This is a genomic window from bacterium (assembly GCA_012517375.1).
GTDB lineage: Bacteria > Hydrothermota > Tepidihabitantia > B3-TA06 > B3-TA06 > JAAYVC01.
In genome coordinates, this window is sequence record JAAYVC010000012.1 from 1 (window position 1) to 15,917 (window position 15,917).

Consider the following 15,917-nt stretch of genomic DNA (forward strand, 5'->3'; position numbering starts at 1 on the left):
CCGACATTTCTACCATAGTCCATTTCAGACAACGCTTGCCGCATCTCAATTATACGCCCATCTAATCCGACATTTCTACCATAGTCCATTTCAGACTACCCGAATTTACATAATGTTTCCGAATTTTCAGACCGACATTTCTACCATAGTCCATTTCAGACAAGCATTCCCATAGGAACGTTCGACGGCGCAAAAGGCCGACATTTCTACCATAGTCCATTTCAGACCAATGCCTTTCGTCGAGCCTCGCGTGCGCGGATATATCCGACATTTCTACCATAGTCCATTTCAGACTTTCTCCACAATTCATACATCTTTACTTTATCGGGACCGACATTTCTACCATAGTCCATTTCAGACGCGCAGCTCCACGATTATTGCAGAAAGAATCTTAAAACCGACATTTCTACCATAGTCCATTTCAGACTCACCGATGGCGACCCAGCCAAGAACCCTTCCGAACCGACATTTCTACCATAGTCCATTTCAGACATCCGAAGCTGAAATAAAAAGACTTGAAGAAAAATGCCGACATTTCTACCATAGTCCATTTCAGACTGTTGCCGATGACGAATCTTTTGTCTCGTCCTGGGGGACCGACATTTCTACCATAGTCCATTTCAGACTCCAGAACGCCTTGACCAAGGTGTTTAACGCAATATTCACCGACATTTCTACCATAGTCCATTTCAGACCGCTCCATTTCGAGTGCCCGAAAGGATGATTGGCACCGACATTTCTACCATAGTCCATTTCAGACGTGAACATATTGGCTTCGTTTTCCTCGTCGGTCAGCCGACATTTCTACCATAGTCCATTTCAGACCGCCGGAATAGGTGATCTTTCCGGTCGAGAGGAGCTCCGACATTTCTACCATAGTCCATTTCAGACGCCCATGAGAGCCTGAGCGCACAGCCATTCGATTGTGCCGACATTTCTACCATAGTCCATTTCAGACATCAAAGACCTCCCAGGTTATTACCCTTCTATCAAGGACCGACATTTCTACCATAGTCCATTTCAGACAACCGTCCCGATGATTCGCGCGAGCGCGTATGGGTCCGACATTTCTACCATAGTCCATTTCAGACGTGGTTCGATATCCCGCGTCTCATCAAAGACCTTAACCGACATTTCTACCATAGTCCATTTCAGACACTCAAGAGCAAATAATCAATCCGCATCGGATCGCTGCCGACATTTCTACCATAGTCCATTTCAGACGCAAATCCAAGTTCCGAATCCGTTCGAGTTGCAGAGTACCAAATTCAAATTTTGCAGTCGATGTCCGGTAGCGCAAAATCCCCGGGGGTTCGACTGCACCACTTTCATGCTATGGCAGAATTCTTGTTTCAACCAAGCTGGTTGCTTTCCGGAATTACTCCCAAAAAACAGAGCCGCCTTGTCCACAAGCGTTACTTTCCCTGTGCCTCAGGGTAGTTCAACAGGTTTATGGCCGCATTCAGGTCGCGGTCAATCTCAAGGCCGCAGCTGGAGCAGCGAAAAACCCTTTCAGATAACTTTAACTCATCCTTCTTTGAACCGCATTTGCTGCACGTCCTCGACGACGCGAACCAGCGGTCGGCAACAACGAGTTCCGAGCCGTATATCTTGGTTTTATAATCCAACTGCCTGCGGAACTCGAACATGCCTATATCGCCTATCGCCCGCGCAACCCTGCGGTTTGCAAGCATACCCTTCACGTTCAAATCCTCAATCATTATCGCTTGGTTTTCGCTGCACAATTGAGTCGTCGTCTTGTGAAGGAAATCCTGCCGGATATTGCGAATATCTCGATGCAATCTGGCAAGCTGGTTTCTTGCCCGCTCTCTGTTCGCCGAACCTTTCTTCTTTTTCGTAAGCTGGCGCGACTTTCGCTTGAGTCTGTAGAGCATTGTCTTCAAAGGCTTCGGCGAATCGTAAACAATGCCCTGCTCCGACGTGGTTACGGCGCGCAGCACTCCAAGGTCTATCCCGACTTTTTTATCCGCCGTTCTAGGCTTCGCGTAATCCTTGACCTCCACCTGCACGGCAATAAACCACCTGTCAGCCTCGCGGCTTATAGCCCCGCCCTGAATCTTACCCTCGAATCTAAGAACCTCCCTCATCTTGATTGTCGTCGGTCCCGTTATCTTGCCCCTGCGAAGAAGCAGGCGTTTGCCATTGAATTCCATGCATCTGTTGTGAACGTAAAACGAATCGTGAATCCCCTTCTTTTTGAAGTTAGGAAAGCCGGGCTTCTGGCCTTGTTTGAGCCGCCTGAAAGTATTTGCAAACGCAGCACCAAGGTTTCTGAGAGCACCTGTTGGAATGTGTGAGTCTACTTCTCTTAACCAAAACCATCCTGGATTAAACATGACGGCACGTCGAAGAATTTTTCCTAAAGCCTCTTTACTAGGTTTTGATGTTGTCTTTTTTTGATCTTCTGATAACTCCTTCCAACCCTCGTACCACTTTTTCCATCTATCAAGCCCCCAGTTGTAGACGAACCTTGCGGTTCCGCAAGCCCTGCGGAAGTACGCCTCCTGCTCGGCTGTAGGAGCCAAAGCTATCTTATGACTCAACAGCATATTTGAAATATACGCTCGACTTTTACCTTGTCAAGCCCCTTCTTATCAACGAGTTAAGGCGTAAAAAAAGCGACAGGTTAGGGGTTTCACCCATCCTCCCTGCTATGTCATTCTGAGGAGCGAAGCGACGTGAGAATCTCAATGGCTAGCGGAGTGAGCAATATCAAAGTGTCGAGTTAGTGAGACCCTCACGGTCCAACGCCTTCGGCATTAGACCTCAGGGTGACTGCCAATTGATTTATCATACCCCCTCCCTTCAGCGCTCTTCCAGAACGCAGCCCTCCCCGCCAGGGGAGGAAGCTTCCTTGCTTACACCCTCCCCCCGGTGGGGGAGGATAAAGGTGGGGGGGGCAGAGTAAGGGTGTATTTTGAGCAGCCTCCAAATGTCGTTTTAATATGGTTTATCGAGTTAATAGTTAATATACTTGACAAACCTCAAAAGTTAACTATACTAACCAGTCAGTCGTCTAATGTGACGATGACGTCTTTGGAATTTATAAATATAAAGGTGCAAAAAAGATGACGCAAAGGAAGAGGAAAGTGCTCCTCACAGGAGCTTCGGGTTCAATGGGATTCGAGGCGTTCAAGGAGCTGTGGAAACGCAGGGATCGCTGCGATATTGTTCTGCTTTTGCTCCCGAATAAGCTCGAAAAGAGGCTTTTCAGACCGTATGAGAAGGATGTCGGGATCAGGAGCATCTCCGGGAATGGCGTCGTGCAGTCGGCTGAGGGGGGCTTGAAGATAGTCTGGGGCGATCTGACCGAGTATGAGGACGTGCGGGAAGCGGTGCGCGGTGTTGACCATGTGCTTCATCCTGCGGCGCTCATCTCGCCTGCAGCCGATCACAACCCGGCGCTTGCCCGAAGGGTCAATTACGGAGGGGCCGAGAATCTCATCAAGGCCATAAAGGCGGAGCCTCAAGGCGCTGAGCGCATAACGCTCGTGAGCATAGGTTCTGTAGCGTTCTACGGAGACCGCCTACCCCCTATCGCTCTCATACGCGCTGGCGATCCCTTGATGCCTTCGGTCTTCGATTTTTACGCCATATCAAAGATTGCGGCTGAGCGCGAGGTCGTCGAATCGGGCATCAGGCGCTGGGTCTCGATGAGGCAGACGTATATAGCGATTCCGGACGTGCGCTCACTAATGGACCCGATAATGTTCCATCAGCCTCTTGAACAGCGCATAGAGATGTGTACGGCAAGGGACGCAGGCTACGGACTCGTGCGTACGCTCGACCAGCCGCTTGACTCCGATTTCTGGAGAAGGGTATACAACCAGACCGGCGGCCCGTCTGCAAGATTCGTGTACATGGACTATCTTGAACGCATGATGAAGATTCTCGGGCTCGGCGATTACCGCAAGTTGATGGACCGCAACTGGTTCACATTGAGAAATTTCCACTGCGCATGGTATGCGGACTCTCATATCCTGAACGGCTACCTCGGACATCAGCGCGACTCCTACGAGGACCATCTCAGGCAGGTTGAGGATGCGCTGCCCGGATACATTAAACTGGGCAAGATAGTGCCTAAATCCCTGATAAAGAAATTAGTGATGAGGCCAATGGCCTCCCGCAAGGACGGTCCGCTTTACTGGATAACCCATCCGGACCAGATGCCGAACAGGATTAAGGCGTTTTATTCTTCGGCGGATGAATGGAGCAGGATGGGAGACTGGTCATCAGTCGATGCAGACTCGTGCAGCAATTTAAGGATTCTCGATCACGGATACGACGAAAGCAAATCCGTGGATGATTTAAGCATTGAAGAGCTGAGGAAGGCAGCTGTCTTCAGGGGCGGAGAGTGCCTTTCATCTGAGTATTGCGGCGACAGAAGCGAAAAACTTTCGTGGCGGTGCGCATTCGGGCATGAGTTCGAGGCGAGCGTGGCGCTCGTCCTTCTTGCCGGGCACTGGTGTCCGGAATGCTCTCCGCCACCCTGGGACTACGCGAGGATTGCCCGGAAGAACCCGTTCCTCGCTCAGGCTTACTACAACACGCATTCCCCGGATGAATCACACTGCTATCTTGAAGAAGAATGTCTTAAGGAAGTCTTTTAGATGCTGACCCCGGTTGACAACACCTCAATGAGCATTATACTGACCGGTCAGTCATTGACTGAATGGTCAGTCATTGACTGAATGGTCAGTCAATGTAATTATCAACAAGGATGAAAAGTGACAGGATTATTGCTTGCATTATCCCTTTTTTCTCTAGGTTTAGAGGCGGGCGCAGGCGCCGCCCTTGAGAAGGGGCTCGGAAACGATATCGAGGATTACGACCCCAGGTTATCATTTTGTGCGGAATTAGGGGTCCGGGATATTTTGCCCGGAATCGGCGTAGATTTAGGGTTCCGTCGTTTCGGCGTCGAGAGGACGATTGCTGAGGATACGCTTGAGAAGCTACAGAGATGGGAAGGCTATTTCTTTGATGCATCAGCCGTTTTTGAATCATGGCCTTATCTAGCTGGGCCTATCGGAATAAAGCTCAGGACAGGCGGCTTTTTTACTCCGTGGCGGATGCTTGAAGACGGCAAGGTCGTAGCGATTCCGCCCAAGGATACCCTTTCAGACACCGTATTCATGCGGGCGCAAAACGTCGGGGTCCTTCTGGGCGGCTCTGTCATGTTCAGGCCGTGGAAGTTTCTTCTACTGGATTTGGGCATTAACCATCGCCACATCTTTTCGATGGACGTAGATAAATTCGGCAAGGATGACGTAGATGAACGTTTCATGGAGGTATATCTTGCAGCAAGATTCAGATTCTAACAAGGGTGAACGCATACTCGAAGCGGCAGCCCGCCTGATGCGTCACAAGAGCTTTAAGGAAATATCCATGGATGAACTGGCGGCAGAGGCAAAAGTGGCAAAAGGAACCCTCTACCTTTATTTCAGAAGCAAGGGCGAGATATATCTTTCCCTGCTTATTGAAAAGGTTACCTCCTTCTCAGAGGTAGTCAGGGAGGTAAAGGCAAAGAAATGGCGGAGCGCAAAGGAAGCTCTGGAAGAGGTTCTGAAAGCGAGCCTTAGCGCTTTTGCTGAGAAACCGCGCTCCAAAGAGATTCCCATCTTCGCCCTGGCCGGTGTTACCCCCGATGAAATCGAGGATGATCTCAACCGCCATTTTTTCCCGCTCGTAGAGGAGTTGAAGGTTAATCTTTCCTCTATATTCAAATCGGGTATTGATTCCCGTGAATTCAGAAAACTCGATCCCATGAAGCTTGCGGGACTGTTCCTTCATCTTCTGGAGTACTGCTACGTCCACTCGCTTCTCATATCGGACACTCCCTCTGACCCCTCGCTCGAAATGGCTTTTGTCAAAGACATTCTTTTCAAAGGAATAATGGCTTGAATCCCTTGATTTTAATTTTTCTGTTATCCTATCAGGATACACTTGCGCTTTCATTCGACCAGGCGCTCGAAAGAGCATACAGATGCGCGCCGAACGCAAGAATTGCAGGCGTCACTATAGAACAAAAAGCCATAGAACAGGAAAAAGTTCTCTCGGAGTTCTTTCCCAAATTCACGGCACAGGCTCAGCACATGCGTATGGATGAGATTCCATCCTTCAAGACCGACATTTCGGGCATACCGATAGAGTTCACCCTGGGCGATGAAAGAATTGAGCTGCTCCAGGCAGGGGTCCAGCTGCCGGTATGGACATTCGGACGCAGGCTCCATGGATATGCCCTTGCAGGGGAAGCGGTAGAGCTTTCAAGGCTCGATTCCCTTGAGCAGGCCAGGGCGTTAAGGATGGATATTGCGGAAATATTCTACAATATTCTTTATATTGACGAAGCAATGGAACTCACACAGTCCGCCCTGGATAACTCCAAGACTCATTCGAAGGAGATAGAGGACAAGTATAATCAGGGTCTGGTGTCGCAGTACGATCTCCTTAAGGTTAGAACTAAGGAAAAAGAATTGACGCCTGAGCTTGTCGATCTTACAAACCAGAGGGATAAACTGCTTTCCCAGCTCGCGATACTCCTTAACCTCGGGGAGGACACGCTGCTGGCGCTGGAGAAAAGCAATGCGGAAGCGGATGAAAAAACGAGCGCCGAATACAATCTGGATTCCCTGTTGTCCAAAAGACCTGCCTTCTTGCAGCTTGAACTTGGATTAAAAATGCTTGACCGTCAGATAAAACTCAAACAGAGGGAGGCGCTGCCGGCAATAGGAATAGGCGCTAACTACACGGTCCAGCGGTCTCCGCTTACGGGAGGAGACTGGGGGTCAGGATGGTCGTACTCAATAGCCGCACAGGCGCCAATATCTTCAGGTTTCGTCAACTATGCGGAGGTAAAAAGGCTCGAGAAGGAGAAGGAAAAGATAGCGATTCAGAAGGAAGCTCTGATTATGCAGATAAAGTCGGAGCTCAGGGAAGCTCAAGGTTTGTATGAGACATCCCTTGCAAGATTCGAAGCGGCAAAAGCCAGGGAGAAGGAGGCGGAGGAGCTCGTCTCTATTGTGAGCAAACGATACAGGGAAGGTCTTGCATCGGACATCGACCTCATCGACGCCCAGCTTGGCTTGAGGAAAGCAAGGGTGGACAGGCTGTCTCTAGAAAAGAATATACTTATAGCGCGCGAGCGTTTGACTAAAGCAACAGGAGGAAGAAATTGAAGAAGTGGATAATTACTGGAATCGCAGTAGTTGCAGCAGGCGTTTTGATTGTTGTATTTCTGCCTAAAAAAGGCAAGGTGGAAGAAACCCTTCCGCCCCTGGTGGAGGTTACAGAGGTCGATACGCAAACGGTCGCCCAAACAATCGACCTGGTCGGATACGTTGCACCCGTGAGGCAGACGGCTGCCTTATCAAGGGCTTACGGAAAGGTCTTGCACATAAACGTCAAGGAGGGTTCAAGGGTCTACAAGGATCAGGTCATCATGGTTCTCCAGCCCGAGGAGGTGGGACTGGAGTTTCAGACTCAACCAGTAAAAGCGCCGATATCCGGTCTTGTAGCCCGGTTGATGGTCAAGGAAGGCGAGCCTGTCGCTGCCTCAACACCAGTGGCAGCGATTATAGATCCTTCCAAGACGGAGATAGAGGTGCCCGTTGCCGGAGAATACTATGCCAGTATAGAGATTGATGATAAGGCTCTAGTCATGGTCAACTCGGATACAGTATCCGCAAGAATAAATTCAAAGACCCCGCTGGTCGATCCCGTAACCCGGACATTCTCGATAAAACTCACTCCTATTGAGGAGTCATCGCACCTCGTTTCAGGACTTTCAGTCAACGTCAGACTGATTCTTGAGGAAAAGAAAGGGGTTCTTGCGGTGCCTAACTCTGCGCTTGATGACTCAAAGATTTTTGCAGCCTCAGGCGACAGCGTGGTGGAAAGAAAGGTCGTTACGGGAATCACTGGCGCCGAAAATACCGAGATATTGAGCGGCTTGAGCAGGGGCGAAAGGATAATAACCTTTGGAGGTAAGAATCTCGTTTCCGGACAGAAGATAAGGACAGTGGAAAAGTGAACCTCTCGAAGTTTTCAATAAAGTACCCTTACGTGGTATTCGCTATTCTTGTGGCGGTAATAGGCTTCGGGGTTATTTCCCTCGGCAGGCTTCCGGTCGATCTCTTTCCAGAATTTACGATGCCGACGGTCATGGTTATGATACCTTATCCCGGAGCAGGTCCCCAGGAGGTTGAAAAAACCGTCATCGATGAAGCCGAACGCTGGCTTGGAACCATATCGGGCCTTGACAAGATTGAATCGAACGCTACCGATAACCTGGCCTACATACAATTAACCTTCAAATGGGGAACGGACATGAGGGAGATTATGCCCAAGATAAGGGACAATCTCGATATAGCTCTGGGCGAAGCGCCCGCTGAGGTTCATGATCCCCTGATTATTGAAACCGACGTTTCCCTTCTTCCCCAAATGATGGTCGGCGTATCCGGAGGCCAGAACCCAGTGCACACTCGGGAGATTGCGGCAAAAATCTCGGACAGGCTGCAGAGGGTGCGTGATGTTGCGGCGGCCGACGTACTGGGAGGCGAAAAAAGGGAAGTTCTTGTCTCCATGGACAGAAGGAAGCTCACTACGTACAATATCAGCCCTCTGCACATAGAAGGACTGCTCAAGGCTCACAACCTGAATTACCCGCTCGGAAGCATCACCGAGCAAGGCCGCGAACTCGATTTGAGACTGGTCGCCGAGTATGAAAGCCTGGATGAGATAAAGCGCACCGTTGTCGGCGAAAAGGGAGGGCTGCCCGTATATCTCGCCGATGTCGCAAGCGCCGACTGGTCGCGTACCGAGTCCAAATCCGCCTTCAATATCAATGCTATTCCAGGCGTATCCATCATGATTCACAAGTCATCAGGCGCTAACACCATCAATCTCTCAAAAGCCCTCATTAATGAGATAGAAGCGATAAAGAAGGAACTGCCTAAGGAGATCAAAGTAACCATCCTTTACGATTCGGCGAAATTCGTCAAAACCTCGCTTAACAGCACGTTCTGGAATCTTATAACGGGTGCCATCCTCGCGGCATTCGTCCTGTTCTTGTTCCTGGGAAGGATGCGCCAGACCGCTTTCGTAGGGATTTCGATACCTCTTTCGGTCTTTATAGGAATAATCGGAATCGACGTGGCGGGATTCAAGATAGACATACTTTCCCTTGCGGGTATGACAGTGGCCATTGGCATGGTGGTAGACGCCTCGATTGTAGTGTTCGAGGCTATATTCAGGCATAATCAGTCAGGGCTGAGTCCAGTCGATGCAGCTGAAACCGGAGCGAAGGAGGTCGGGGCTGCAATCGCGTCTTCGACCATAACCACCATAGCGGTATTCGTTCCTCTGCTCTTTCTTCGCGGCTTTGTAAGCGTCCTCTTCAAGGAGTTTTCATGGGTAATGATTATTACGCTCTCCGCTTCGCTTCTCGTCGCTCTTACGTTCATACCTCTTGCCACCTCGCGCTTCATGAAGAAGGAAACGAAGGAGAATAAATTCCAGAAATTCTCTGAAAGATTCTACTCCTGGCTGGAAAACACATACTCCAAGATGCTCGCCTGGGCGTTGAATCACAAGGCTTATACGGTGTTTCTGGGACTGGCCCTGTTTGTCCTATCTATTGGGGCGACATTCTTCCATCAGAAGGACTTTTTTCCCAACATGGACAGGGGCGAGATAACGGTTGATATTACCGCTGAAGCGGGGACCTCGCTCGAACAGATGAAAAGCCGCGTGGGAGTGATGGAGAAACTGGTTCTTGATAGCATTCCTGAGCTTGACGTAATGCAGTCGACTATAGGCAGCGGCGAGGGTCTTGTTTCAACCGTTCGAGGAGTCGCAGGTATGAAGGCGCAAATAATGATCCATCTTGTTGAAAAGAGAAAGCGCAGGCGCAGTTCGGAGGATATCGAGGCCTGGCTTCGCGAAAAGGCCAGGAATATGCCCGGTCTTGAGATTACGCCTGCCGCTCAGACTCTTGGCAGTCTGGCCTTCGGCGCCGAGGACATAGCGCTCGGCGGAACAACACCTATCGTGGTCGAAATAGAAGGCTATAACCTTGAGACGGCGGATAGTCTGGGCGTCATGATTGCGGATTCCCTGAGGATGATGCCCGGACTTGTTGATGTAAGAACGAGCGCGCAAGACCGTAGACCCGGCATCATCTTCAAGATACGTCGCGACCTCTCCTCGAGATTCGGAATGACGCCTTACGAGCTCGGAGCTATCCTGCGCGCCGAGCTGGCGGGCGCTTCAGCCACTTCTTACCGCGTGGAAGGCGATGAATACGATGTACGCATCAGGCTTTCCGCCCAGGACCGCTCAATCCTATCTAAGATTGAAACGATTGAAATCACGACGCCTGTCGGCCAGGTTCCCCTCTCCAATATGGTCACTATCGAGCGAGCGCCCACCCCAAGCGCCATACACCACAAGGGAACAAACCGTATCCGCACCGTAGGCGCAAATCTCAAGGGCAGGGACCTTGGTTCGGCTTCGAATGAGGTCCAGGCTTTCCTGAACAGGATAGACCCGCCGGCGGGAATTAAGCTGAGGCTTTCCGGCGGTTTTTCGCAGATGAAGGAATCCTTCGGCGATCTCTGGTGGGTAATGCTGCTTGCAGTCGTTCTGGTTTACCTCATCATGATGGCTCAATTCGGCTCATTCCGTTTCCCGTTTATCATAATGTTCACGCTTCCTCTGGCCCTTGTGGGCGGTATTGCCATGCTTATCGCAACGGGAACGAGCCTTAATACATTCAGCATGCTCGGCTTTATTGTTCTGGTCGGCGTAGTGGTTAACAACGGCATCGTGCTTATAGACTACACGAACCAGCTGCGCCGCGGCAAGGGCATGGCGCTTGAAGAAGCGATAAAGGAAGCAGGGCGCGTACGCATGAGGCCGGTTTTAATGACCGCGCTTACTACCATATTCGGACTTCTGCCTATGGCTATTGGAATAGGCGAAGGAACTGAACTGACCACGCCGCTCGCAAGACCCGTACTCGGAGGCCTTCTTGTGGCAACTCTGCTTACTCTCATATTCATACCCGTACTCTATTATCTGTTTGAAAAAGGCAGGGAAATGAAAAAGGGCGGTAAAAAAACGAGAAGGAGGATAACATGAAATCCCTCTTCTCAAAGATTTTTATCGCGGGATTATCTTATCCGTCGCGTTTATTATGGACGGTCAGGGCTCGGCAAACGACGTAATCAGGGAACGCTGGCGGGCGTATAGAAAGTCGAGCATTTAACCCAAGACATTATGCTTCGGTTCTGAAGGCAATAAGGTCGATTAGGTCATACTTGGACGGACTGGCTCTTCTCTTTTTGTGATTTATTTTTAACTCTAACTTGTAAAGCAAGTCAAGCTTTGTGATTTTTGGATTCAATCACCTCGATAGGAGAACTGTCTTAAGATTCTCGGAATGCGACTCCGATTCGAACCTCACGAAATAGACGCCGTTCGGGAAATCCTTTAAGTCGATTTTGCCTGCGGATTCATTGAGATGCTTCGCGAGGAGTTTTCTGCCTGAGGCGTCGTAAAGCAGGATGTCGAAGGGTTCGCGCAAGTTCGTCGAGTACGTAAGGCCGCCTTGCGAGATCAGGGAACAATCGAAGTATACCTCTGCGGGCTCCGAACCATCCTCGATACCCGCCTGGGTCTTTTTGAGTATGTTGCCGCGAGGGTCGAAGACTATTGAGGATGGCTGGGCATCGGTCCTGAATACAAAGGTTTGTTCCTTCAGGCTGTCGACAAAGGACAAGTAAGACGTATCGTTTCCGCGAATAACGGCGAACTCGACCGGCATAGTGAAGATTCCTACGTCCGCAGGCCAGTTCTGCGTCTGAGCAAGATGGATTGAGACAAAAAATGAATCGGCGTCCGGTTGAGATGACCATGTTGTCATGTAACGGGGATGCCCGGGCGCTCTGAGCCATTCATTAAAAAACCAGGAGTAGTTCTTGCCGGTTACTTCGGTAACGACACTCTCGAAATCCTGCGATGCCGCAGTGGAGTCCTGAAAGCGCTCGCCGTAAGTCTTGAGGACTCTGAAGAAGTCTTCATCTCCGACGATACGCCTGAGCATGTGCAGAACCGCGGCAGGCTTCTCGTATGTCAGTGCCGAGTATATTTGAGGCCATGGAGGATCGATTATCGAATACGGATGAATTGAAGACGCCTGAAGATAGACTGATGCTATCTGCTCCTCGTAGTAGTCCTGGTATGCCTGGGGTCCTTCGGCGTGCTCAATCCACAAAGCGGAGCAATATGTTGCAAAACCCTCGTTGAGCCACATATGTTTGAGGTAGCGGCAGGTGGTTGAGTTCCCCCACCACGAATGCGAAAACTCATGAGCTACTATGGCGTCCCAGTCCCAGGCGATACTCGTATTGATGTGAGTGCATGTCTGGTTCTCCATCGCTCCGGACACAGGCGCGTAAACGTGGGCGTACTTTTCGTCCTTGAAGGGATAGGGGTAGAATAGCTCCGAGAAGTACTCCATGATATCGGAGACCACAGCGAGCTTCGGCGTAACCTCGGCTGAATCGGCTTTTAGCACCCAGTGATGGATGGGAACCTTATCCGAGCCTACCTGGACGGTGTCGGTTGTAAGGGCATAGTTCCTTGATGCGGCAAAGGCAATGAGATAGGTGGCAATGGGATGCGCTTCAACCCAGTGGAATGACCAGTCGGCTCCGGCAAGGGATGAGTAAGCGAGCAATCCGTTCGATATGACCTCGTATCCTTCCGGGACAGTAACGAACATCTCCATGGTTGCTTTATCCTGGGGACAGTCCTGGCACGGAAACCAGTACTTGGCTCCCCACGGCGCACTGCATGTGTATGTAACCGCCGAATTGCTCGAAGAGGAGTCTATGTACATGCCCCTTCCGAAACCGCCGGTGGCCATGGTCGGCTTTCCGTGATACGATATGGTCAAAGCGAGCTCAGTTCCGGCAGGCACGGTGCTGCCAAGCGAAATCACCAATGCCGAATCGTGGCGCTCGTAGCTTCTCGATACAGCGCCCTCTTTGACGTCCGATATCTCCAGTCCCACGAAATCGAGTCTTATGGAATCCGAGGACGCAAGCATTTTTAAAGCTACTGTCGCGGTCGCGGAGATCGATTCTGCAGGAATATCGATGTCGAGGTTCAAATCGTAATGCTCAACCTCGAAATAAAGGATGCTGTCACCCGCAGCAAAATCCTCGTAGCCAAAAAAAGGATGCTCCTCGAATCCGCTCTTTTCCTTCGGAGACCACAAGAAAAGAAGAGGCAGTAAGAGCTTGAGACCAATCATCGCTATCTCACCTTTATGGTCTTGGTCGTGACCGATTCTCCTTGGGAGTTCTCAAGCCTTATGAAATACACTCCGTTCGGAAGGTCCGATAAGGGAAAAAACCTTTTATATGTTTTCGAACTGCCGCTGTAAAGCGGCCTGACTTTCCTGCCAGCCGCGTCAAAAAGGCTGAGGGATACGGATGCCTCACGAGGCTGCGAAAAACTCACGCAAAGCAGACCTGAGAACATACCGTCCGCGTCAAGGGAAACCGGTATGTTTCCTTGATGATTTTCGGAAATATGGGTGGGTATGTACGGAACGGAGTCTATATCGTCGTACTGAGTGGACTGAAAAAGGGCCTTGGAGTGAGGATCAAGCCTGAAGGAATCGGGTTTTGAAGGAACCTCGACCGTGAACTTCTGATAACCTATGCTGTCAGTAAATGGAAAGATGTACTCATGCCCTGCCGAGTAGACGGCGACCTCTAGCGGCATTACGAAGGGGAAAAAATGCATCTTCTGATCCTGGGTCTGGGCTATTGCAAACTCCACATTGTACTTTCCGCCGGACCCTTTTGCGGGTCTCCAGCCTATTCTATAGTAGGGATGTCCTGAACCGTAAATCCACTCGTCAAAGAACCAGTCTAGATCCTTTTTCGAGACTTCTTCCATTACGTTCTGAAAATCATCGGTTATAACACTCTCATCGGCATTATCCAGGGCATACTTGTTTAGACCTGCAAAAAACAGGGAGTCTCCAAGAACCCAGCGCAGCATGTGTAAAACGCTTCCGCCCTTTTCGTATGAGTTCACTCCAAAAAGCTCGTCTGGATCGTATACTGGATGAGAGGTTCCATACTGCAGGTAGGTGTTCATGACATAGCGAGCGTACTCTTCCCCCCCATAATCACCATAAAGCTCTTCCCACCAGAGGACTTCACAGTAAGTCGCGAATCCTTCGTTAAGCCATATATCGGCCCATGTTGCGCACGTCAGCCAGTCGCCCCACCAGTCATGCGATAGTTCGTGGGCAATTACCCAATCCCAGATTTCACCCCAGCCTGCATATGTATTAATGAACGTACAGGTAGTGTTCTCCATGGCGCCGCCTATCGGCGCGTGGACCTGGTCGTACTTCTGGTCCGAAAAGGGATAGGGAGGAAAAATCTCCGAGAAGTATTCGACTATACCCGGCGTAACATTGAACTTGTCCCGCATGTCATTTACGGCGAGCACCCACGTTCTCATGGGGACATGGGTTCCGTTGACGTCGGCAAAAGTATCTCTTGTGAGAAAATTCCTGCTCGCGGCAAACGCTATAAGATAGGTTGCCTGAGGATTTTGCTCACGCCACGTATATGTCCACCAGGGACCTGAAGTCTGCGAGGATTCAAGAACTCCGTTGGCGACAACCTGGTTGCCCGATGGAACCGTTATGCGCTGCGTGAACGTCGCCTTGTCCGAAGGCAAGTCATAGCACGGTATCCAGTTGCGCGCACCCATGGGCTCGCAATTAGTATAAGTAACCGATGACGGAGAATCTTCAGAGACAACGTATAGCCCTCCTTGACTTGTATTTGGTCTGCCATGGTAGTATACAGCCACTAAGAGAGTCTCGTTTTCATTGACATCACGGCCTAAAGCTATCTTGAAGTTTCCCATAGATACAGGCTTCCAAGAAAGCGACCTTGCTCCTTCCTTTACTGAATCTATCATGAAGCACCAGTGAAAGTTCAACCGCAGGGTGTCAAGCGCATCCGAGAGCGTCTTCAACTTGATGATGACAGCCGCCCATACCGAATCATTAGGTATATCGACCGTCATCTTGATGTCGTAGTCAAGTACGTCAAAGTCATGACCCCCATCCCAGTAGTCGCCAGACACCAACAGGCGATTCGAATACTGCTCCTCTTTGTGAAGCAGCATGCGCTGCTGGAAGCTTGGAAACGACTGATTGACTTCAGAAAGACCAAATATCAAAGAAAGTACCAAATACATAGATATCATCCTTTTTTTAACGTTTAAGATTTGCGAGAAGTTTAACCTCTGAGCCGTTATTGTCAACGCTTGAGGCTGTTTTACGATTCAAATAATCCTTACTGTCTTCAGGGAGTTTGATTTCCCTCTTTTATCGAGCCGCAGGAAGTACACGCATCGAGGTATATCGGACAGAATAAAGATGCCTTAAAAGTTCCTGCTTTGACCCTTGTAGAAGCCATTCCTGCAAATCTTCCCTGCGGGTAGTCATTGCACAATATCCGGATGCGTCCAACCTTAGGCTCAACATCGGCGAAGGTTGCGCAGCATCGGCATCACCAACATCCGCCTGCTAGATTAAGGGTATGCGGTTTGTCATGGCAGTAGACGGCTGTAGAAAGAGCGTCGGTTTTTTATCTAAAGACCAATTTTTCACTCAGATATTTCAATGCCTGGGATATTGATTTTATGGCAACTGTGTCGCATACACATTTTTTCGACACCTAGAGTTATTCGAATGTCGGAATCGAGAGATTAAGGGCCCGGTAATAGCCCTTAGAAATGAGTGAAGCGTTAGCCGCCTCCTGCTTATGAAACGCCTCAATTTGGTGTACGTTAAG

At 50.0% G+C, this 15,917-nt stretch carries 9 protein-coding genes and 1 CRISPR repeat array; of the genes, 6 read left to right on the plus strand and 3 right to left on the minus strand.

The annotated features are described in order from the left end of the window. A CRISPR array of direct repeats spans window positions 1-1,224; the repeat unit is 30 nt; unit sequence CCGACATTTCTACCATAGTCCATTTCAGAC. Between the two features lie 191 nt (window positions 1,225-1,415). Continuing rightward, the gene (gene tnpB, locus GX441_01540; GenBank protein NLI97323.1) at window positions 1,416-2,570 is read right to left on the minus strand and encodes an IS200/IS605 family element transposase accessory protein TnpB; all 1,155 of its coding nucleotides are present in this window, start codon (window positions 2,568-2,570) and stop codon (window positions 1,416-1,418) included. Between the two features lie 540 nt (window positions 2,571-3,110). Here tnpB and GX441_01545 point away from each other — a divergent pair. The 6 genes from GX441_01545 (at window position 3,111) to GX441_01570 (ending at window position 11,160) form a co-directional block, all read left to right on the plus strand. Beyond that, the gene (locus GX441_01545; protein NLI97324.1) at window positions 3,111-4,631 is read left to right on the plus strand and encodes an NAD-dependent epimerase/dehydratase family protein; all 1,521 of its coding nucleotides are present in this window, start codon (window positions 3,111-3,113) and stop codon (window positions 4,629-4,631) included. Between the two features lie 117 nt (window positions 4,632-4,748). Then, entirely contained in the window at window positions 4,749-5,339 is a 591-nt protein-coding gene (locus GX441_01550; GenBank protein NLI97325.1) for a hypothetical protein, read from the plus strand. Beyond that, window positions 5,293-5,922, plus strand: a complete 630-nt coding sequence (locus GX441_01555) for a TetR/AcrR family transcriptional regulator (protein ID NLI97326.1) — start codon at window positions 5,293-5,295, stop codon at window positions 5,920-5,922. The genes GX441_01550 and GX441_01555 overlap by 47 nt, the downstream gene beginning before the upstream one ends. Continuing rightward, window positions 5,919-7,196 carry a TolC family protein gene (locus tag GX441_01560; GenBank protein NLI97327.1) on the plus strand — a complete coding sequence of 426 codons (1,278 nt, stop codon included), beginning with the start codon at window positions 5,919-5,921 and terminating at the stop codon, window positions 7,194-7,196. Before GX441_01555 ends, GX441_01560 begins: the two co-directional genes overlap by 4 nt. Next, window positions 7,193-8,050 carry an efflux RND transporter periplasmic adaptor subunit gene (locus tag GX441_01565; protein NLI97328.1) on the plus strand — a complete coding sequence of 286 codons (858 nt, stop codon included), beginning with the start codon at window positions 7,193-7,195 and terminating at the stop codon, window positions 8,048-8,050. The genes GX441_01560 and GX441_01565 overlap by 4 nt, the downstream gene beginning before the upstream one ends. Further along, on the plus strand, window positions 8,047-11,160 hold the full coding sequence (locus GX441_01570) for an efflux RND transporter permease subunit (GenBank protein NLI97329.1): 3,114 nt from the start codon (window positions 8,047-8,049) through the stop codon (window positions 11,158-11,160). The genes GX441_01565 and GX441_01570 overlap by 4 nt, the downstream gene beginning before the upstream one ends. Window positions 11,161-11,425: 265 nt before the next feature. Here the strand turns inward: GX441_01570 and GX441_01575 are convergent, their stop codons facing one another. Further along, the gene (locus tag GX441_01575) at window positions 11,426-13,339 is read right to left on the minus strand and encodes a T9SS type A sorting domain-containing protein (protein ID NLI97330.1); all 1,914 of its coding nucleotides are present in this window, start codon (window positions 13,337-13,339) and stop codon (window positions 11,426-11,428) included. 2 nt (window positions 13,340-13,341) lie between these two features. Next, window positions 13,342-15,318 (minus strand): T9SS type A sorting domain-containing protein, encoded by a 1,977-nt coding sequence (locus GX441_01580; GenBank protein ID NLI97331.1) that lies wholly within the window; start codon window positions 15,316-15,318, stop codon window positions 13,342-13,344. Between the last annotated feature and the right edge of the window lie 599 nt (window positions 15,319-15,917).